17 protein-coding genes and 2 pseudogenes are annotated in these 19,703 nt (G+C 67.6%); 13 read left to right on the top strand and 6 right to left on the bottom strand.

What is annotated here, in order from left to right:
• Nucleotides 1-2: 2 nt before the first annotated feature.
• Nucleotides 3-1,192, bottom strand: a pseudogene (locus HMPREF2924_RS16520) (sugar transporter).
• 153 nt (nt 1,193-1,345) lie between these two features.
• Nucleotides 1,346-1,855, bottom strand: a complete 510-nt coding sequence (locus HMPREF2924_RS16515; RefSeq protein WP_003118200.1) for a GNAT family N-acetyltransferase — start codon at nt 1,853-1,855, stop codon at nt 1,346-1,348.
• A 419-nt stretch (nt 1,856-2,274) separates the two neighbouring features.
• On the opposite strand from HMPREF2924_RS16515, the gene ppnN reads away from it, so the two are divergent.
• From ppnN to HMPREF2924_RS16495, 4 genes are all read left to right on the top strand, one after another.
• Nucleotides 2,275-3,660, top strand: a complete 1,386-nt coding sequence (gene ppnN, locus HMPREF2924_RS16510) for a nucleotide 5'-monophosphate nucleosidase PpnN (protein ID WP_003093432.1) — start codon at nt 2,275-2,277, stop codon at nt 3,658-3,660.
• A 117-nt stretch (nt 3,661-3,777) separates the two neighbouring features.
• Entirely contained in the window at nt 3,778-4,365 is a 588-nt protein-coding gene (locus HMPREF2924_RS16505) for a biliverdin-producing heme oxygenase (RefSeq protein ID WP_003132314.1), read from the top strand.
• 27 nt (nt 4,366-4,392) lie between these two features.
• Nucleotides 4,393-6,579 (top strand): bacteriophytochrome BphP, encoded by a 2,187-nt coding sequence (bphP, locus tag HMPREF2924_RS16500; RefSeq protein WP_023124873.1) that lies wholly within the window; start codon nt 4,393-4,395, stop codon nt 6,577-6,579.
• Between the two features lie 77 nt (nt 6,580-6,656).
• Nucleotides 6,657-7,226: a COG3904 family protein gene (locus HMPREF2924_RS16495; RefSeq protein ID WP_003093439.1), complete on the top strand. Its 570-nt coding sequence runs from the start codon at nt 6,657-6,659 to the stop codon at nt 7,224-7,226.
• 110 nt (nt 7,227-7,336) lie between these two features.
• On the opposite strand, the gene HMPREF2924_RS16490 is transcribed toward HMPREF2924_RS16495, so the two are convergent.
• Nucleotides 7,337-8,143, bottom strand: coding sequence for an aminoglycoside O-phosphotransferase APH(3')-IIb (locus HMPREF2924_RS16490; protein ID WP_003132309.1), 807 nt, complete (start codon nt 8,141-8,143; stop codon nt 7,337-7,339).
• A gap of 51 nt (nt 8,144-8,194) precedes the next feature.
• The gene (gene hpaA, locus HMPREF2924_RS16485) at nt 8,195-9,106 is read right to left on the bottom strand and encodes a 4-hydroxyphenylacetate catabolism regulatory protein HpaA (RefSeq protein WP_003093443.1); all 912 of its coding nucleotides are present in this window, start codon (nt 9,104-9,106) and stop codon (nt 8,195-8,197) included.
• Nucleotides 9,107-9,325: 219 nt separating this feature from the next.
• Between hpaA and HMPREF2924_RS16480 the strand changes: the two genes are divergently transcribed.
• From HMPREF2924_RS16480 to hpaI, 8 genes are all read left to right on the top strand, one after another.
• A complete protein-coding gene (locus HMPREF2924_RS16480; RefSeq protein ID WP_003110133.1) occupies nt 9,326-9,985 on the top strand; it encodes a fumarylacetoacetate hydrolase family protein in 660 nt (219 codons plus the stop codon).
• A 10-nt stretch (nt 9,986-9,995) separates the two neighbouring features.
• Nucleotides 9,996-10,775 (top strand): fumarylacetoacetate hydrolase family protein, encoded by a 780-nt coding sequence (locus tag HMPREF2924_RS16475; protein ID WP_003093447.1) that lies wholly within the window; start codon nt 9,996-9,998, stop codon nt 10,773-10,775.
• A complete protein-coding gene (hpaE, locus tag HMPREF2924_RS16470; protein ID WP_003093448.1) occupies nt 10,772-12,232 on the top strand; it encodes a 5-carboxymethyl-2-hydroxymuconate semialdehyde dehydrogenase in 1,461 nt (486 codons plus the stop codon). Before HMPREF2924_RS16475 ends, hpaE begins: the two co-directional genes overlap by 4 nt.
• Nucleotides 12,233-12,363: 131 nt before the next feature.
• Entirely contained in the window at nt 12,364-13,287 is a 924-nt protein-coding gene (hpaD, locus tag HMPREF2924_RS16465) for a 3,4-dihydroxyphenylacetate 2,3-dioxygenase (RefSeq protein ID WP_023094513.1), read from the top strand.
• A 10-nt stretch (nt 13,288-13,297) separates the two neighbouring features.
• The gene (locus HMPREF2924_RS16460; protein ID WP_003124040.1) at nt 13,298-13,684 is read left to right on the top strand and encodes a 5-carboxymethyl-2-hydroxymuconate Delta-isomerase; all 387 of its coding nucleotides are present in this window, start codon (nt 13,298-13,300) and stop codon (nt 13,682-13,684) included.
• A gap of 92 nt (nt 13,685-13,776) precedes the next feature.
• Nucleotides 13,777-15,081, top strand: coding sequence for an MFS transporter (locus HMPREF2924_RS16455; protein WP_003132293.1), 1,305 nt, complete (start codon nt 13,777-13,779; stop codon nt 15,079-15,081).
• A 17-nt stretch (nt 15,082-15,098) separates the two neighbouring features.
• Entirely contained in the window at nt 15,099-15,902 is an 804-nt protein-coding gene (gene hpaH / locus HMPREF2924_RS16450) for a 2-oxo-hept-4-ene-1,7-dioate hydratase (RefSeq protein WP_003132291.1), read from the top strand.
• A 12-nt stretch (nt 15,903-15,914) separates the two neighbouring features.
• A complete protein-coding gene (gene hpaI, locus HMPREF2924_RS16445) occupies nt 15,915-16,721 on the top strand; it encodes a 4-hydroxy-2-oxoheptanedioate aldolase (protein ID WP_003132290.1) in 807 nt (268 codons plus the stop codon).
• A gap of 81 nt (nt 16,722-16,802) precedes the next feature.
• Here the strand turns inward: hpaI and HMPREF2924_RS16440 are convergent, their stop codons facing one another.
• The gene (locus HMPREF2924_RS16440) at nt 16,803-17,291 is read right to left on the bottom strand and encodes a DUF934 domain-containing protein (protein WP_003093457.1); all 489 of its coding nucleotides are present in this window, start codon (nt 17,289-17,291) and stop codon (nt 16,803-16,805) included.
• Nucleotides 17,288-18,961, bottom strand: a complete 1,674-nt coding sequence (locus HMPREF2924_RS16435; RefSeq protein ID WP_003110124.1) for a nitrite/sulfite reductase — start codon at nt 18,959-18,961, stop codon at nt 17,288-17,290. Before HMPREF2924_RS16435 ends, HMPREF2924_RS16440 begins: the two co-directional genes overlap by 4 nt.
• 105 nt (nt 18,962-19,066) lie before the next feature.
• Between HMPREF2924_RS16435 and HMPREF2924_RS16430 the strand changes: the two are divergent.
• Nucleotides 19,067-19,703 (top strand): annotated as a pseudogene (locus tag HMPREF2924_RS16430) (cytochrome c oxidase accessory protein CcoG); the annotation flags it as partial.

Raw genomic sequence — 19,703 nt, 5'->3', positions numbered from 1 at the left:
ACTCACAACGACGTGGTTTTCAGCGCCTCCGCGTAGCGCAGTGCGGCGAACAGGGCGAGCAGCAGGCCGGCCAGCGCCAGCGCGGCGCCGACGTTGCCGATCGAGGCCAGGCCCATGCGTTCGCTGACCACGCTGCCGAGCAGCGCGCCGGCGCCGATGCCGACGTTGTACAGGCCGGAGAACAGCGCCATGGCCACGTCGGTGGCGTCCGAGGCGAGGCGCAGGACGCGGGACTGCTGGGCCAGGCCGAAGCACATGATCGACATGCCCCAGAGCAGGCTGAGCGCCATCAGCCAGGTCGGCTGCGCGGACAGCGGCAACAGCAGCGCCAGGCTGCTGCCCAAGGCGAGGATCGCGGCCAGCAGGAAGCCTCGCGGGAAAGCCTCGCTGTAGCGGCTGAAGAGGATCGAACCGAAGATCCCGGCGCCGCCGAACAACAGCAACAGCAGGGTGGTCGCCTCGCCGCTCATCTGCGCCACCTGCTTGGCGAAGGGCTCGATGTAGCTGTAGGCGGTGAACTGGGCGCTGATCACCACCACGGTCAGCACGTACAGGCAAACCAGCGCCGGGCGTCGGAACAGCATCGGCAGGCTGCGCAGGGAACCGGAGTTCTGGCTTGGCAGCAGCGGAGGGAGCGCGCCAGGTAGAGCAGGGTCAGCACCGAGAGTCCGGCGATGGCCATGAAGGTGGTACGCCAGCCCAGGGCCTCGCCAACCACCCGCCCCAGCGGGATGCCCAGGACCATCGCCAGGGTGGTGCCGGTGGCCAGCAGCCCTAGCGCCTTGGCCTGCTGTCCCGGCGGCGCCACGCGCACCGCCAGCGAAGCGGTGATGGCCCAGAACACCGCGTGGGCGAAGGCAATGCCGATCCGGCTGAGCATCAGCACCTGGAAGCTCCAGGCCAGCCCGGACAGCACGTGGCTGGCGATGAACAGCAGGAATACCCCGACCAGCAGCTTGCGCCGCTCGATATTGCGGGTCAGCAGCATCATCGGCAACGAGGCCAGCGACACCACCCAGGCATAGATGGTCAACATCAGGCCGACCTGCGAGGTGGGCATCTCGAAGCTGTGGCCGATGTCGCTGAGCAGGCCGACCGGGACGAACTCCGTGGTGTTGAAGATGAAGGCGGCCAGGGCCAGGGCGATCACGCTCAGCCAGCTGCCGCTGCGGGTTTCGGAGGTGCTGTCCATGGGGCGTTCGGTTCCGGAGCAGGGGGCGGACGGGCAGGTCCCGCGACCCTCGCCACGCACGACGGAAAACGCCCCGGACGCAAGGGTCCGGGGCGGCGATGTGCGTTGGATGGTCGTTATAGGTATTGGAGGGAACTGCCGAATCCCGCGATTCTACGCCGGGACGCCGTGCGCTGCACGCCCGCCCGGCGCTCCGGCGACCGTCCCGGAGCGATGGGACGGCTCCGGCAGCATCAGGCAGGCCATCGTCTCGCCCCAGGGCGCGAGGCCCTGTTCGACGAAGCCGGCGTCCCGATAAAGCTGGCGGGCCACGTCGTTGTCGACGGCGTAGGCGACCATCAGGCGATCGCTGCGCCGCCTCGTCCGGCGCACGCTGGCGATGATCCGTTGCAGGGCGGCGCGGCCATGCCCCTTGCCCTGGTAGCGGCGGTCGATCATCAGGCGGTAGAGCCAGTAGTGGCCGTCGTCGGCGTCGGGGCCGTAGAGGGCGAAGCCGACCATGCGCCCGCCGTGGTGGATGCCGACCGCGCGGAACCCCGGCAGGAAGCGGCTCTGGGCCAGCGAATAGAGGTTGGAAGCGACGAAGTGCGCCTGGTGGCGGGCGACCTTCAGGTCAATGCAGGTTTCCCAGTCGTCGCGGGTGATGGTTCTGAGTTCGATCATGGATGACAGGCTCTTGGAAAAAGGAGGAAAGAAAGTCGCTAGGTACGCTGCTGGACTGTTCATACGACATGCTTCGTTCCTCCCTTCGACTGGCCGAGCATCCGGCGGAAACGCAACGATATCAGGAGAAGAGTCGATTATCCCAGCCGATGCCGGATTTTTTCGCCCATGGCTAGTGGCAGGATTTCCCCGGTGCCAGGCCGGCGACAGATAAATTCGAGATTTTCCTTGTCAGATCAGTCAGGTTCTCGCTATTACATTTAACCAAGACCCTGGAGCCAAGCCCCAGCGCACGGTTGCCTCGTCGCCCCACTCCGACGGCTGATCGCCCTCTCCCCCGGCACGCAACCTGCCCGGCGCTCCCTTATCCGGATGCGGCGGTTCTTCTACGCCGCCGCGTCCCCTGCATGGAATCGCACATGTCTCATCGCCCTGTGATCAACGCCTCGGTCAGTCCGAAAGGCACGCTGGAAACCCTCTCCCAACGCGAAGTGCAACAACTGAGCGAAACCGCCAACGGCAAGACCTACCAACTGTTCCGCCAGTGCGCCCTGGCGATCCTCAATACCGGCGCCCACAGCGACAACGCCAAGACCATCCTCGACGCCTACAAGGACTTCGAGGTGCGTATCCACCAGCAGGACCGAGGCGTGCGCCTGGAGCTGATCAACGCGCCGGCCGACGCCTTCGTCGATGGCGAGATGATCGCCAGCACCCGCGAGATGCTGTTCAGCGCCCTGCGCGACATCGTCTACACCCAGAGCGGGCTGGACAGCCAGCACGTCGACCTGGACAGCTCCCAGGGCCTCACCGACTACGTCTTCCAGCTGCTGCGCAACGCCCGTACGCTGCGCCCCGGCGTCGAGCCGAAGATCGTCGTGTGCTGGGGCGGCCACTCGATCAGCAGCGAGGAATACAAGTACACCAAGAGGGTCGGCCACGAACTCGGCCTGCGCAGCCTGGATGTCTGCACCGGCTGCGGACCGGGGGTGATGAAGGGGCCGATGAAGGGCGCCACCATCAGCCACGCCAAGCAGCGCATCGTCGGCGGCCGCTACCTGGGCCTGACCGAGCCGGGGATCATCGCCGCCGAGGCGCCGAACCCGATCGTCAACGAACTGGTGATCCTGCCGGACATCGAGAAGCGCCTGGAAGCCTTCGTCCGCGTCGGCCACGGGGTCATCATCTTCCCCGGCGGCGCCGGGACCGCGGAGGAGTTCCTCTACCTGCTGGGCATCCTCATGCACCCGGACAACCAGGACCTGCCCTTCCCGGTCATCCTCACCGGTCCCCGCAGCGCCGAAGCCTACCTGCAGCAGCTCCATGAATTCGTCGGGGCGACCCTCGGCCATGCGGCGCAGCGCCACTACCGGATCGTCATCGACGACCCGGCCGAGGTGGCCAAGCAGATGGCCCAGGGCCTGAAGGAAGTGAAGCAGTTCCGCCGCGAGCGCAACGACGCCTTCCACTTCAACTGGATGCTGAAGATCGATGAAAGCTTCCAGCGCCCGTTCGAGCCGACCCACGAGAACATGGCCAGCCTCCAGCTCAGCCGCAGCCTGCCGCCCCACGAGTTGGCGGCCAACCTGCGCCGCGCGTTTTCCGGGATCGTCGCCGGCAACGTCAAGGACAACGGCATCCGCATGATCGAGCAATACGGGCCCTACGAGATCCACGGCGACCCGGCGGTGATGCTGCCGCTGGACCGCCTGCTGCAGGCCTTCGTCAAGCAGCACCGGATGAAGCTGCCCGGCGGCGCGGCCTACGTCCCCTGCTACCGGGTGGTGCAGACCGAGGCGGCCTGAGCGCGCCCGCTCCGGCATCCCTGCGCCGCGCGCGGGGATGCCCATTTATTCCGAGCCGGGCGTACGGCTTCCTGCTACTCTTTTCCGTTCATGCCTCGAATCGCTGGCCCTGACCTCATGTCCCCATCTCCATCGCCAGCCCTCGCCGCGCTCCGCGACGCCACCCGTGACCTGCACGCAGAACTGGACCGCCGTTCGCCGTTGGGCGACGACGATCTCGACGACCGCGCCTACCTCGACCATGCCGGACGTATCCTTGGCTGGCTGGAGCCTCTGGAGCGCGCGCTGCGCGACAACCGCAGCGGCTGGCCGGCGGCGCTGCGGGCCGACGCGCGGCTGGTCAAGAGCGCCTGGCTGGAAAGCGACCTGCTGGCCGGCGGCATGAGCCGCGCGCAGGTGGAGGCGCTACCGCGCTGCGCCGACCTGCCGAATGCGACACGGGCCGCGGAGGTCTTCGGGGTGGCCTACGTGATGGAAGGCGCGACGCTGGGCGGCGCGTATCTCTACAAACGACTAGCTCCACGCCTGCCCGGTCTGCCGCTACAGTGGTTGCGGGGCTACGGCCAGGCCACCGGGGTGCGCTGGCAGGAGTTTCTCGAACAGCTCGCCCGGCAGATCGACAGCCCCGAAGCCATCGGCCTTGCGCAGGATGCGGCACAGGCTACATTCCTTTCGTTTCGTCGATGGGTTCTCGACGAAGCCTGACTGCCTGGAGACCAGGCTGGACGATAGATGACGAGCATCACCCCGGTTACCCTGGCGAACTGCGAGGACGAACCCATCCACGTGCCTGGCGCGATCCAGCCGCACGGGGCGCTGATCGCCCTGCGCGCGGACGGCATGGTCCTCGCGACAAGCGAGAACATCCAGGCGCTGCTGGGTTTCGTCGCCTCGCCGGGTTCCTACCTGACGCAGGAGCAGGTGGGGCCGGAGGTCCTGCGCATGCTCGAAGAGGGACTGACCGGCAACGGCCCATGGTCGAACAGCGTCGAGACGCGGATCGGCGAACACCTGTTCGACGTGATCGGCCACAGCTACAAGGAAGTGTTCTACCTGGAGTTCGAGATCCGCACCGCGGACACGCTGTCGATCACCTCCTTCACCCTCAACGCCCAGCGCATCATCGCCCAGGTCCAGTTGCACAACGACACCGCCAGCCTGCTCAGCAACGTCACCGACGAACTGCGCCGGATGACCGGCTACGACCGGGTGATGGCCTACCGTTTCCGTCATGACGACTCCGGCGAGGTGGTCGCCGAGAGCCGTCGCGAAGACCTCGAAAGCTACCTGGGGCAACGCTACCCGGCCTCGGACATCCCGGCCCAGGCGCGTCGCCTGTACATCCAGAACCCGATCAGGCTGATCGCCGACGTGGCCTATACGCCGATGCGCGTGTTTCCCGCGCTGAACCCGGAGACCAACGAATCGTTCGATCTCAGCTACAGCGTGCTGCGCAGCGTTTCGCCGATCCACTGCGAATACCTGACCAACATGGGCGTGCGCGCCTCGATGAGCATCTCCATCGTGGTCGGCGGCAAGCTCTGGGGACTGTTCTCCTGCCATCACATGTCGCCCAAACTGATTCCCTACCCGGTGCGCATGTCGTTCCAGATTTTCTCCCAGGTCTGCAGCGCCATCGTCGAGCGCCTGGAGCAGGGGCGTATCGCCGAACTGCTGCGCGTGTCCACCGAGCGCAGGCTGGCCCTGGCTCGCCGCGCGCGGGACGCCGACGACCTGTTCGGCGCACTGGCCCACCCGGACGATGGCATCGCCGCACTGATTCCCTGCGACGGCGCCCTGGTCATGCTCGGCGGCCGCACCCTGAGCATCCGCGGCGACTTCGAGCGCCAGGCCGGGAATGTCCTGCAACGCCTGCAGCGCGACCCGGAACGGGACATCTACCACACCGACAACTGGCCGCAGCCCAGCGAGGACTCTCCGGACGGCGGCGACTGCTGCGGTGTGCTGGCGATCCGTTTCCACCGCCAGGAATCGGGCTGGATCTTCTGGTTCCGCCACGAGGAAGTGCACCGCATCCGCTGGGGCGGCAAGCCGGAAAAGCTGTTGACCATCGGCCCCTCCGGCCCGCGGCTGACCCCGCGCGGCTCGTTCGAGGCCTGGGAGGAAGTGGTCCGCGGCCACTCCACGCCCTGGAGCGAAACCGACCTGGCGATCGCCGAAAAGCTGCGCCTGGACCTGATGGAACTGTGCCTCAACCATGCGGCCGAGGTCGACCGCATGCGCCAGCGCCTGATCGCGGTGCTCGGCCACGACCTGCGCAACCCGTTGCAGTCGATCTCCATGGCGGCGGCCCTGCTGTCCTCCAGCGACACCCGCACCACCGAACTGCGCCAACACATTTCCGCGTCCAGCAGCCGCATGGAACGGCTGGTCAGCCAGATCCTCGACATGAGCCGCCTGCAATCGGGCATCGGCCTCACCGTGAACCCGGTCGACACCGACGTCTCGCAACTGGTGCAGCAGATCGTCTGCGAAACCGACGTCGCCTATCCCGGCCTGGTGATCGAGATCGCCATCGACCCGCAGGTTCGTGCCGTGGTCGACCCGGACCGCTACGCCCAGGTCGCTGCCAACCTGCTGAGCAACGCCCGTCATCACGGCCTGCCCGACCGGCCGGTGCTGGTCACCCTGACCCGCCAGGGCGACGAGGTGTGCCTGAGCGTGCTCAACGAAACCAGCGGCCTCTCCGAAGCGCAGCTGGCCAACCTGTTCGAACCGTTCAAGCGCGAGTCGGCGGACAACCAGCGCAACCGCAACGGCCTCGGTATCGGCCTGTACATCTCCCAGGCCATCGCCCAGGCCCACCAGGGGCGTATCGACGTGGACTGCCGCGACGACGTCATCACCTTCTGCCTGCGCCTGCCGGTGCGCCAGGCGGAGACCGGCTCCTCGTCCTGACGACGAGGACCGTGCACAATGCAACGCTTGCAGGTATCTTCGGCAGCCATCGCCGTCTGACAGGATCGCCCCGTTCCATGCCCCGCCTCCGCCTCCGGACCGTCCTCGCCTGCCTCGCCGTGTTCTGCGCGACTCCCGCACTGGCCAGGGTCGAAGTGCATTCGCTGCAACACAAGAGCATGGGGCGGGTGCTGACGGTCCGCGTCTCGGAGGAGATCGCGCCGGGCGACTACGAAACGCTGCTCAAGGGTTTGCGCAACAATCCGGGAACCTACTCGCGCAAGCTGCTCCTGCTGAACAGCATCGGCGGCAGCGTGCCGGAGGCGATCCGCATGGGCCGCCTGCTGCGCGAATCCGGCTTCGACGCGCTGGTGCCGTCGAGCAGCGTCTGCCAGGGCACCTGCGTCTACCTGCTGGCAGCCGGCAAGCGCAAGACCGTACGCGGCTACGTCGGCCTGCACCGCCCCTACTACGCCCACGGCGACTCGCTGCACTCGCGCTCGGCCAACGGCATGCGCTACGACTCCGCCGCCTACTTCCGCGAAATGGATATCCCCAGCACCTTGGTACAGGCCATGCAAAGCACCGATCCCAAACGGATGCGCGTGCTTTCGGCGAAGGAACTGGCGCAGTACCGGCTGAACTGAGCCGGCGACTCTACGGAGCAGTCAAGAAAAGACGCGATGGCGGGTGCCGTCGTACCCCGTTTCCGTGCAAAGACAGGCCGAATCCGCACCGGATCCGAACCGGCCCTACTCTAGAAGAACTCGTCCAATAGCCTGAAGTACGCCAGCCGTTCGCCGTCGATATCGCCGCCGTATTCGACGAGGAAGGCCTCGGCCCAGGCCGCGCCGAGTTCGGCCTCGATGTCCCGCGCGGCCAGGGCCAGGTCCTGGTGCCGGTCGGCGACGCCGAGCCGCCCGCAATCGATGAAGCCGCTGAAGCGCCGGCCCTCCGCCAAGAGGTTGGGCAGGCAGGCGTCGCCGTGGGCGACCACCAGGTCTTCGACCGCCGGACGCCGGTCGAGCAGCAGGCGGTACAGCTCCGTGGCGCTGCGACCGCGATGGTCGTCGTCGAAGTCCGCCTCGTCCACCAGCCCGGCCTCGACCCGCTGGCGCACGGTGTCCAGACGCCGTTCCAGGCGATGATCGAAGGGACAGGCGGCCGGATCGAGATCGTGCAGCCGGCGCAGGGCGGCGGCCACCAGGCGCACCAGGCGCTCGGGCTCCAGCTCGTCGCGCTGCGCCAGCGCGGACAGCGTGTCCCCCGGCATTGCGCTCATCAGCAGCCATTGCCGGCCGTCGCTCTGGGTTTCGTTCAGCACCTGCGGGCAGTCGATGCCGGCACCGTGCAGCCAGCGCAGGCGGGCGATTTCGGCGGGCAGCTCGGCATGTGCGGACAGCACTTCCTGCTTGACGAACAGGGTCGGCCGCCGCGCAGCCTCCAGGCGGTGGACCGTGGCCGCGGAACATCCTTCGCCCTGCCCTCGCCAGCGGTAGCCGGCAAGGTAGTCGGCCCAGGTTGAGGGAGCCTGCGGCGGCATGGAGGTGGCTGCATCATGCATGGAGAAACGCTTCCTGTTCGAGTGGGAGCGCGAGTATACCCGCCCACCCGCTCAGCGACGGGACTCCCCGTCGGCCTGTCGCTGGCGGTAAGCGCTGGGGGTGAGCCCCGCGTAACGCACGAAGAAACGACTGAAGTAGGCCGGGTCCTTGAAGCCGAGCTGGTAGCAGATCTCGTTCACCGAGCCGCCGGTGAACAGCAGCAGGCGCTTGGACTCCTGCATAAGCCGTTCGTACACCAGGCGCTTCGACGGCAGGTCGGCGATGCGCCGGCAGACGTCGTTGAGGCGCGCCTCGGTGACGCCGATGCGGCTGGCGTAGAGCGACAGCGGCCAGTGCTCGGCATAGCGCTCCTCGATCAGCGCGTTGAAGCGCTGGAAGATCTGCAGGTCTTCGTGGCGCATCGGCCGCGCAGCCACCGAATTGGCCGAGAGACGCAGCAGGCTGATCATGACCAGGCGGGTCAGCGCCAGCAGCGTCTGCTGGCGGCCGGGACGGCTGGCCATCGACTCGCTGCGCAACTGCTCGAAGAGCAGCGCCAGGCGCGCCGCCTCCTCGGCCGCGCCGCCCTCCAGGTTGCCCAGCGCCACACAGGCCGGCGCCACCTGCGGGCCGGGCGCCAGGCCCGGCTCGGCCTCGGTGAGGCTCCACACCAGTTGCTGGCGCACGGTCAGCACATGGCCATCGGCGTCCGCCTCGGTGACGAAGGCGTGCGGCACGGTCGGCGGGGTGAGGAAGAACATCGGCCCCGACTCCAGGTACTGGCGCTCGTCGAGATAGACCCGCACCGCGCCGTTCTTCACGTAGTGCACCTGGAAGAAACGGTCGTGCCGGTGCGCCGGCATGTTGCGACCGAAGAATCCGGCCAGGTTGCCCAGCGCATCGTAGTGCACCTCGGCGTCGGCATAGCGCTGGTCGTAGACCTGCCCGATGTTGATGTTGGGGATCGGCTGGCGCTCTGGCATGGCGATCTTCTCTTTGTTGTTCTTCCCGGCTGCGCACGCAAGCCGTCGCGGGCATCCGTATACCGCAGACGGCGCCTCTTGCCACCTCCCCGGGACGAATGGCGCAGCAACCGGGGTTGACGATCATTAACATGTTAAATATAACGTTAACACATTAACGAGTTTTCGCCAGGACGGCCCCCTCGCCGTTCGCTTATCGCGCCAGGAGACACCACCACAATGAGCCGCGCACTGAATGACGTCGCCGCCGGCACCCTGTTCGGCGTCGCGCTGAACTACAAGGGCCTGCTCGACAGCCGCCTGCCGGAGTTCCAGCAGCCGCCCTACCAGAAGCCGCCGGTGAAGCCGGTGTTGTTCATCAAGACACCGAATACCCGCAACGAGCACGACGCCCCGGTGCTCTTCCCGCGCGGCGTCGAGCGCCTGCAACCGGGCCCGGCGCTGGGCGTGGTGATCGCTCGCGACGCCAGCCGGGTGAAGGAGGAAGAGGCCATGGCGCATGTCGCCGGCTACGTGATCGTCAACGAGTTCAGCCTGCCGGAAGACAGCTACTACCGTCCGGCGGTGAAAGCCAAGTGCCGCGACGGCTTCTGCCCGTTCGGTCCGCAACTGGTGCCGACGCAGGAGATCGCCGATCCCCATGCACTGGAGCTGAAGCTGTACGTCAACGGCGAACTGCGCCAACGCAACAACACCGCCAACCTGGTGCGCGACATCCCGCGGCTGATCGCCGAGATCAGCGAGTTCATGACCCTGCACGCCGGCGACGTGCTGATCACCGGCACCCCGGAAGGGCGCGTCGACGTGCATCCCGGCGACCGCGTCGAGGTCGAGATCGACGGCCTCGGCCGCCTCGCCAACAGCATCGTCGCGGAATGAGGAACCGACCATGAAACACGCACGCATCCGCTACCAGGGCCAGGTTCACCAGGTCACCGTGGAAGACGCCAACGCCGTCCGCCTGGCCGACGGCACCCTGCTCGCCGAGGACCGGGTGGAGTGGCTGCCGCCGGCCACCGGGAGCATGTTCGCCCTCGGCCTGAACTACGCCGACCATGCCGCCGAACTGTCGTTCAAGGCGCCCAGCGAACCGCTGGCGTTCATCAAGTCGCCGGGCACCTACACCGGCCACCGCCAGGTCAGCTGGCGTCCGGACAACGTCGACTACATGCACTACGAGTGCGAACTGGTAGCGGTGATCGGCAAGCCGGCGCGCAACGTCCGCCGCGAGGACGCCCTCGGCTACCTGGCCGGCTACACGGTGTGCAACGACTACGCGATCCGCGACTACCTGGAGAACTACTACCGGCCCAACCTGCGGGTGAAGAACCGCGACGCCACCACCCCGGTGGGGCCGTGGATCGTCGACGCGGCCGAGGTTCCCGAGCCGAACCGGCTGACCCTGCGCACCTGGGTCAACGGCGAGCTGCGCCAGGAAGGCAGCACCGCGGACATGATCTTCGACATCCCCTACCTGATCGAATACTTCTCCAGCTTCATGACCCTGCAGCCGGGCGACATGATCGCCACCGGCACCCCGGAAGGCCTGTCCGACGTGGTCCCCGGCGACGAAGTGGTGGTGGAGGTGGAAGGCGTCGGTCGCCTGGTCAACCGAATCGTCAGCGAGGCCGAATTCTTCCGCGCCCGCGCACAGGAGCACGCAGAATGATCAAACACTGGATCAATGGCCGCGAGGTCGAAAGCAAGGACGTCTTCGAGAACTACAACCCGGCCACCGGCGAGCTGATCGGCGAGGTCGCCAGCGGCGGCGCGGCGGAAATCGACGCGGCGGTGGCGGCGGCCCGGGAAGCCTTCCCGAAATGGGCCAATACCCCGGCCAAGGAGCGCGCGCGCCTGATGCGCCGGCTCGGCGAGCTGATCGACCGGAACGTGCCGCACCTGGCGGAACTGGAGACCCTCGACACCGGCCTGCCGATCCACCAGACGAAGAATGTGCTGATCCCGCGCGCCTCGCACAACTTCGAGTTCTTCGCCGAAGTCTGCACGCGGATGAACGGGCACAGCTATCCGGTCGACGACCAGATGCTCAACTACACCCTGTACCAGCCGGTGGGCGTCTGTGGCCTGGTCTCGCCGTGGAACGTACCGTTCATGACCGCCACCTGGAAGACCGCGCCGTGCCTGGCGCTGGGCAACACGGCGGTGCTGAAGATGTCCGAGCTGTCGCCGCTGACCGCCAACGAGCTGGGCCGCCTGGTGCACGAGGCGGGCATTCCGCCGGGGGTGTTCAACGTGGTCCAGGGCTACGGCGCCAGCGCCGGCGACGCGCTGGTTCGCCACCGCGACGTGCGCGCGGTGTCCTTCACCGGCGGCACCGCCACCGGGCGACGAATCATGGAGGCGGCCGGCATCAAGAAATACTCGATGGAGCTGGGCGGCAAGTCGCCGGTGCTGGTCTTCGAGGACGCCGACCTCGAGCGGGCGCTGGACGCCGCGCTGTTCACCATCTTCTCGCTGAACGGCGAGCGCTGCACCGCCGGCAGTCGCATCTTCGTCCAGGAAAGCGTCTACCCGCAGTTCGTCGCCGAGTTCGCCGCGCGCGCCAGGCGCCTGATCGTCGGCGATCCGCAGGACCCGAAGACCCAGGTCGGCTCGATGATCACCCAGGCCCACTACGACAAGGTCACCGGCTACATCCGCATCGGCCTCGAGGAAGGCGCCACCCTGGTGGCCGGCGGCCTGGAGCGTCCGACCGGCCTGCCGGCGCACCTGAGCAAGGGGCAGTTCATCCAGCCCACGGTGTTCGCCGACGTGGACAACCGCATGCGCATCGCCCAGGAGGAGATCTTCGGCCCGGTGGTCTGCCTGATCCCGTTCAAGGACGAAGCCGAGGCGCTGCGCCTGGCCAACGACGTGGAATACGGCCTGGCCTCCTACATCTGGACCCAGGACATCGGCAAGGCCCATCGCCTGGCACGCGGCATCGAGGCCGGGATGGTCTTCATCAACAGCCAGAACGTGCGCGACCTGCGCCAGCCGTTCGGCGGGGTGAAGGCCTCGGGCACCGGACGCGAAGGCGGGGAATACAGCTTCGAGGTATTCGCCGAGATCAAGAACGTGTGTATATCCATGGGCAGCCATCACATCCCCCGCTGGGGCGTGTAGGGCGCGCTCGTGCAGAGCGGCCGCCCGAGGCCGCCAGCAGCGCCGGCGTGCAGACACAATCAGAAGAATCCGGGCGAGCCGCCAGCGGCCGCGCCCGCTGCCAGGCCCAACGGGCCACCAGGAGAATCGTCATGGGCAAAGTCGCTCTGGCTGCCAAGATCACCCACGTACCCTCGCTGTACCTGTCCGAGCTGCCCGGCCCGCGCCACGGCTGCCGCCAGCCGGCGATCGACGGGCACCGCGAGATCGGCCGGCGCTGCCGCGAACTGGGGGTCGACACCATCGTGGTGTTCGACACCCACTGGCTGGTCAACGCCGGCTACCACATCAACTGCGCGCCGCACTTCGAGGGGCTCTACACCAGCAACGAGCTGCCGCACTTCATCGCCAACATGGAGTACGGCTTCCCCGGCAACCCGGGGCTGGGCCGCATCCTCGCCGAAGGCTGCAACGCGCTCGGCGTGGAGACCCTGGCCCACGACGCCACTACCCTCGGCCCGGAGTACGGCACCCTGGTACCGATGCGCTACATGAACCAGAACCGCCACTTCAAGGTGGTCTCGGTCTCCGCCCTGTGCACCGTGCATTACCTGAACGACAGCGCGCGCCTGGGCTGGGCCATGCGCAAGGCGGTGGAAGAGCACTACGACGGCACGGTGGCGTTCCTCGCCAGCGGCTCACTGTCCCACCGCTTCGCCCAGAACGGCCAGGCGCCGGACTTCTCCGACCGCATCTGGAGCCCGTTCCTCGAGGTCCTCGACCATGAAGTCGTGCAGATGTGGCAGGAAGGCCGCTGGGCGGAATTCTGCGGGATGCTCCCGGAGTACGCCTCCAAGGGCCATGGCGAAGGCTTCATGCACGACACCGCGATGCTCCTCGGCGCCCTCGGCTGGTCGGCCTACGACGGCAAGGCGGAGGTGGTGACGCCCTACTTCGGCTCCTCCGGCACCGGGCAGATCAACGCGGTATTCCCGGTCACCGCCCAGGACGGCTCGGCGATTCCCGCCGCCCAAGCCGGCAACCCGGCCGGCGCCAGTTGCGCCAGCCGCCTCTGAGGACGCCACCATGCCGCACTTCATCGCCGAATACACCGACAACATCGAAGCCGACCTGCCCGGCCTGTTCGAGAAGGTCCACGCCTGCCTTGGCGCCAGCGGCGTGTTCCCACTCGGCGGCATCCGCAGCCGCGGCGTGCGCCTGGACACCTGGCGCATGGCCGACGGCAAGCACGACTACGCCTTCGTCCACATGACCCTGAAAGTCGGCGCCGGTCGCGACCTGGAGACTCGCCGGCAAGTCGCCGAGGCACTTTTCGAGGTGATCACCGCGCACTTCGCCGAGCTCCAGGCGCGACGCCTGCTGGCGCTGTCCTTCGAACTCACCGAACTGGACGCGGAGCTGAACTACAAGCGCAACAACGTGCATGAATTCCTGAACAACCCGGCGGACTGACCGGCCCGCCATAACGCTGCACTCACCCAGCTCGCCTCCCGGCCACCGACAGGTCGCCGGGACGTCCGGGCGCTCACAAAAAGTACAAGATCATGAGCACAGCCAGCACCCTGAACAGCACCACCCTGCCTCTCAGCGACAGCACCCACGACCGCGTCACCTGGCGGCTGATGCCGCTGCTGCTGGTGTGCTACGTCTTCGCCCATCTGGACCGCATCAACATCGGTTTCGCCAAATTGCAGATGAGCGCCGACCTGCACTTCAGCGACACCGTCTACGGTCTCGGCGCCGGGCTATTCTTCATCGCCTATGCGCTGTTCGGCCTGCCCAGCAACCTGATGCTGGAACGGATCGGCCCGCGCCGCTGGATCGCCTGCCTGATGCTGGTCTGGGGCTGTCTCTCCACCGCCATGCTGCTGGTGGAGACCGCACGCGGCTTCTACCTGCTGCGCTTTCTTCTGGGGGTCGCCGAGGCCGGCTTCTTCCCCGGTATCCTGGTCTACCTGAACCGTTGGTTCCCGGCGCGCCGACGCGGGCAGATCACCGCCCTGTTCGCCATCGCCGTGCCCATGGCCGGGGTGATCGGCGGACCGCTTTCGGGCTGGATCCTAGAAGGCTTCCATGACGCCCTCGGACTGCGCGGCTGGCAGTGGATGTTCCTGATCGAAGGCCTGCCGGTTGTGTTGCTCGGCGTGGTGGTCTGGTGCTCGCTGCCGGAAAGCTTCGAACGGGTGACGTGGCTCAGCGACGAACAGAAGCACCTGCTGCGCGAGGAACTGGCCGGCGAGGAGCAGCGCAAGACCATCACCTCCTTCTCCGGCATCTTCAGCAATCCGCAGGTGTGGCTGCTGGTGGCGATCTATTTCGCGGTGATGCTGGCGGTGAACACCATCGCGTTCTGGATGCCGAGCCTGATCCACGGCGCCGGCATCGCCCAGGACAGCCGCATCGGCATGCTCAGCGCGGTGCCCTATCTCGCCGGCTGCGCCTTCATGATCTTCATCGGCCGTTCCTCCGACCGCCTGCGCGAGCGCCGCTGGCACCTGGGCATTCCGTTGCTGATGGCCGCCGCCGGGCTCAGCCTGGCGGCCCTGGCGCCGACCAGCGCCTGGCTGGTGATGGGCGGCCTGGTGATCGCCGGGATGGGCGCCAGCGCCGCCCTGCCGATGTTCTGGCAACTGCCGCCGGCCTTCCTTTCCAGCACCACCCTGGCCGCCGGAATCGCCCTGATCAGTTCCTTCGGCAGCATCGCCGCCTTCCTCGCGCCCTACCTGATCGGCTGGATGCGCGACACCACCCAGAGCGCCAGCCTGGCCCTGTACCTGCTGGCCATCCTCATCGCCCTCGGCGCCGGCCTGGTCCTGCGGACCCCCGCCGCCGTGGTCAACCCACGCTGAACCGAGAGACCCCGACCATGCTCGATCCCCGTCTGATCCAGGAAGCCGCCAACCGCCTCGACGCCGCCGAACGCTCGCGCCAGCAGGTAAGGCAGTTCTCCCTCGACTACCCGGACATCGCCATCGAGGACGCCTACGCCATCCAGCGCGCCTGGGTCGAGCGCAAGATCGCCGACGGGCGCGTACTCAAGGGCCACAAGATCGGCCTGACCTCGCGCGCCATGCAGGTCTCGTCGAACATCAGCGAGCCGGACTACGGCGCCTTGCTCGACGACATGTTCTTCGAGGAAGGCAGCGACATCCCCTTCCAGCGCTTCATCGTGCCGCGGGTCGAGGTGGAGCTGGCGTTCATCCTCGGCAAGCCGCTGAAGGGACCGGGCTGCACCCTGTTCGACGTGCTCGAGGCCACCGAGTGGGTGATCCCGGCGCTGGAAATCATCGATGCGCGCATCCAGCAGGTCGACCCGCAAACGAAAGTCACGCGCAAGGTCTTCGACACCATCTCCGACAACGCCGCCAACGCCGGCGTGGTGATGGGCGGCCGGGCCGTGCGGTCAGGCGATATCGACCTGCGGCGGGTACCGGCGATCCTCTACCGCAATGGCGTGATCGAGGAGTCTGGCGTCTCCGCCGCGGTGCTCAACCACCCGGCCAAGGGCGTCGCCTGGCTGGCCAACAAGCTGGCGCCCTACGGCGTCTGCCTGGAGGCCGGCCAGGTGATCCTCGGCGGCTCCTTCACCCGCCCGGTGGCGGCCGCGCCGGGGGACACCTTCCACGTCGACTACGATCTGCTCGGCAGCATCTCCTGCCGTTTCGTCTGAGGAGGCATTTCCATGGACCTGCCCGTCAATCGCTTCAAGCAACGCCTGCGCAGCGGCGAGGCGCAGATCGGCCTGTGGCTCGGCCTGGCCGATCCCTACTGCGCGGAGCTGGCCGCCAACGCCGGCTTCGACTGGCTGCTGCTGGACGGCGAGCACGCGCCCAACGACCTGCGCAGCCTGCTCGGCCAGTTGCAGGCGCTGGCGCCCTACCCCGGCCAGCCGGTGATTCGCCCGGTGCAGGGCGACACCGCGCTGATCAAGCAATTGCTCGACATCGGCGCACAGACCCTGCTGGTACCGATGGTCGACAGCGCCGCCCAGGCCGAAGGCCTGGTGCGCGCCGTGCGCTATCCGCCGGCGGGCGTGCGCGGGGTCGGCAGTGCGCTGGCCCGGGCTTCGCGCTGGAACAGCGTGGCGGAATACCTGGACCACGCCGACGAGCAGATGTGCCTGCTGGTCCAGGTGGAAAACCTGGAGGGCCTGGCCAACCTCGACGCGATCACCGCTGTCGAGGGTGTCGACGGCGTGTTCATCGGTCCGGCCGACCTCAGCGCAGCCATGGGCCATCGCGGCAATCCCGGCCATCCCGAGGTGCAGGCGGCCATCGAGGACGCCATCCGCCGCATCCGCGCGGCCGGCAAGGCCGCCGGCATCCTCTCCGCCGACGAGGCGCTGGCGCGGCGCTACCTGGAGCTGGGCTGCGCGTTCGTCGCGGTGGGCGTGGACACCAGCCTGCTGATGCGTTCGCTGCGCGAGCTGGCGGGGCGCTTCAAGGGCGGCGCGACGGCGCCGTCCGCCAGTTCCTCGATCTACGGCTGAGGGGCGCGCCTCGCTCCCGCTGCGGGAGAGGGGCCAGGTCGGCGTTGCGGCAGGTATCGGCGTCGGTCCGGGGGCGTATGCCTAGCGTCGGCGGAACAACGGTCGCGGCTCGATCGCCGAGCGGCCGTAGAGCACGCTCAAACCCGCCAGCCCCTTGAGCGCGTCCTCGACGTTCTTGTCCTCGCGCACCGCGAAGGCATCGAAGCCGCACTGGCGCATATGGCTGAGCTGGTCGCGCAACACGTCGCCCACGGCGCGCAACTCGCCGCTCCAGCCCAGGCGCACGCGCAGCAGGTAGGCCAGGCTGTAGCCACGCCCATCGCGGAAGCTGGGGAAGTCGACGGCGATCAGCGGCAGCTCGGCGAAGTGCGGCAGCAAGGCCTCCACCTCATCGTCCGGCGCCAGCCAGGGCGCGGCGGCTCCGGCCTCGCCGCGGCGCTCCAGCCAGGCCGCCAGAGGCAGCAGCAACGGCCCCGGCGGCAACGCGTCGGGCAACTCGCGCAGGAGTTGCCAGGGATCGTCGCGGCAGACCTCGGCGACGCCATCGCGCAAACGGATCAGGTTGTTCATGCCGGTTCCTCCATCCTGGCGTAGACCCGGGCCTTGAACGGCTCCAGGCCGACCCGGTTGAAGGTGTCGATGAAACGTTCCGGGCCGACCCGCAGGTCGGTGAAGGTTTCGACGATCCGTTCGATCACCGCCGGCACCTCGGCGGCGCTGAACGATGGCCCGATCACCTTGCCCAGCGCGCTGTCCTTGCCCTGGGCGCCGCCGAGGGTGACCTGGTACCACTCGCTGCCGTTCTTGTCGACGCCGAGGATGCCGATGTTGCCGATGTGGTGGTGGCCGCAGGCGTTCATGCAGCCGGAGATGTTCAGGCTCAGCTCGCCGATGTCGTGCAGGTGGTCGAGGTCCTCGAAGCGCTGCTGGATGCCCTGGGCGATGGGGATCGACTTGGCGTTGGCCAGCGCGCAGTAGTCGCCGCCGGGACAGGCGATGATGTCGCTGAGCAGGCCCTGGTTAGGCGTGCCGAGGCCGGCTGCGCAGGCCTCGCGCCACAGCGCGTGGAGGTTCTCCAGGCGCACGTCGGGGAGCACCAGGTTCTGTTCGTGGGCCACGCGGATCTCGCCGAAACCGTAGCGCTCGGCCCAGTCGGCGACGCGTTCCATCTGCTCCGCGGTGACGTCGCCCGGCGGCGCGCTGGCGCCGGGCTTGGTCGACAGCACCACCGAGGCGTAGCCCGGCACCTTGTGCGCCTGGACGTTGCGCGAGGCCCAGCGGGCGAAGGCCGGATCGACCGCACGGGCGCTGCCGTAGGCCAGCTCGCCGCCGGCCGGCGGCAGGTAGCGCGGCAATACGAAGCGCTCGGCGACCCGCTGGCACTCCTCGGCAGTCAGTTGTGCCGGGCCGTCGCGCAGGTGCTGCCACTCTTCCTCCACCTCGCGGGCGAAAGCCTCGATGCCCAGCGCCTTGACCAGGATCTTGATCCGCGCCTTGTACTTGTTGTCGCGCCGGCCGTGGCGGTTGTAGACCCGCAGGATCGCCTCGACGTAGGACAGCAGGTGCTGCCAGGGCAGGTCGTCGCGGATCACCTGGCCGAGCATCGGCGTGCGTCCCAGGCCACCGCCGACCAAGACCCGCAGGCGCAACCCGCCGGCGTCGGGGTGGCGGTAAAGGTACAGGCCGATGTCGTGCATCTGCACCGCGGCGCGGTCTTCCACCGCCGAACTGAGGGCGATCTTGAACTTGCGCGGGAGGAACAGGAACTCCGGGTTCACCGTCGACCACTGGCGCAGGATCTCGGCCAGCGGCCGGGGGTCGGTCCATTCGTCCGCGGCGACCCCGGCGAAGGCTTCGGTGGTGATGTTGCGCACGCAGTTGCCGGAGGTCTGGATCGCATGCATCTGCGCGCCGGCGAGGTGTTCGAGGATATCGCCGACCTGCTCCAGTTCGATCCAGTTGAACTGGATGTTCTGCCGCGTGGTGAAGTGCCCGTAGCCGCGGTCGTAGTGCCGGGCGACGTGCGCCAAGGCGCGCAGTTGCGGCGCCGACAGGGTGCCGTAGGGAATCGCCACGCGCAGCATGTAGGCGTGCTTCTGCAGGTACAGGCCGTTCTGCAGGCGCAGCGGGAGGAACTCCTCCTCGCTCAGTTCGCCGTCGAGGCGGCGGGCGATCTGGTCGCGGAACTGCGCCACCCGCTCGCTCACCAGCGCCTGGTCGTATTCATCGTACTGGTACATCGCAAAGCCCTCATCGACAGGGTTTCTCCACCGATGACGGGCAGGGTGGGTGGCGAAGAAACCGGGGACCGGCTGCGCCCCTGTTTCTGGCGACAGGATGGGCCGGTGTTCACTGGCACCCACTATCGCCCGCGTACAGACAGCGAAACAGCGGCAGATTCCGCCGAAAAAAACACATCAGATGGCCGACGACGGCGAATTCGCGCCGCCTGCGACCGGTTGCCACGGGGTGCATATCTGTACTGCCGGAGGACGCCCGGTAACCCGCGGCAATGCTGGGCCGCTGCTTTCCGGAGGCATCTGATATGGTTTTTCCCGCTCGATCTGCCGCTGTTTCGCCCATCAGCCGGTTCCTATAGTCGCAACCGCCTCTCCAGCCTGATGGGCCTACGAAAAATGAGCGAAAGAATTCCCGCGATCCAGGTCGAGCCCGCCGTACCGGCCGCTCCGTCGAAACAGCCGCCCGCGCCCGGCAAGCTGCCGTCGGCGGTGAACGGCCCGATCTACACCCGCAGCTTCACCGGTCTGTTCCGCAACTTCCGCCGCCTCGGCGGCGGCCTGCTGTTCCTGCTGTTCTTCGGCACCCTGTGGCTGAACTGGAACGGCCGCCAGGCGGTGCTCTGGGACCTGCCCGAGCGCAAGTTCTACATTTTCGGCGCGACCTTCTGGCCGCAGGACTTCATCCTGCTCTCGGCGCTGCTGATCATCGCCGCCTTCGGCCTGTTCTTCATCACCGTGTTCG

This window comes from Pseudomonas sp. HMSC063H08 (assembly GCF_001813645.1).
Classification (GTDB): Bacteria; Pseudomonadota; Gammaproteobacteria; order Pseudomonadales; family Pseudomonadaceae; genus Pseudomonas; species Pseudomonas aeruginosa.
Note: the sequence above shows the minus strand (reverse complement) of the source record. Positions and strands in the feature narration are given on the sequence as shown.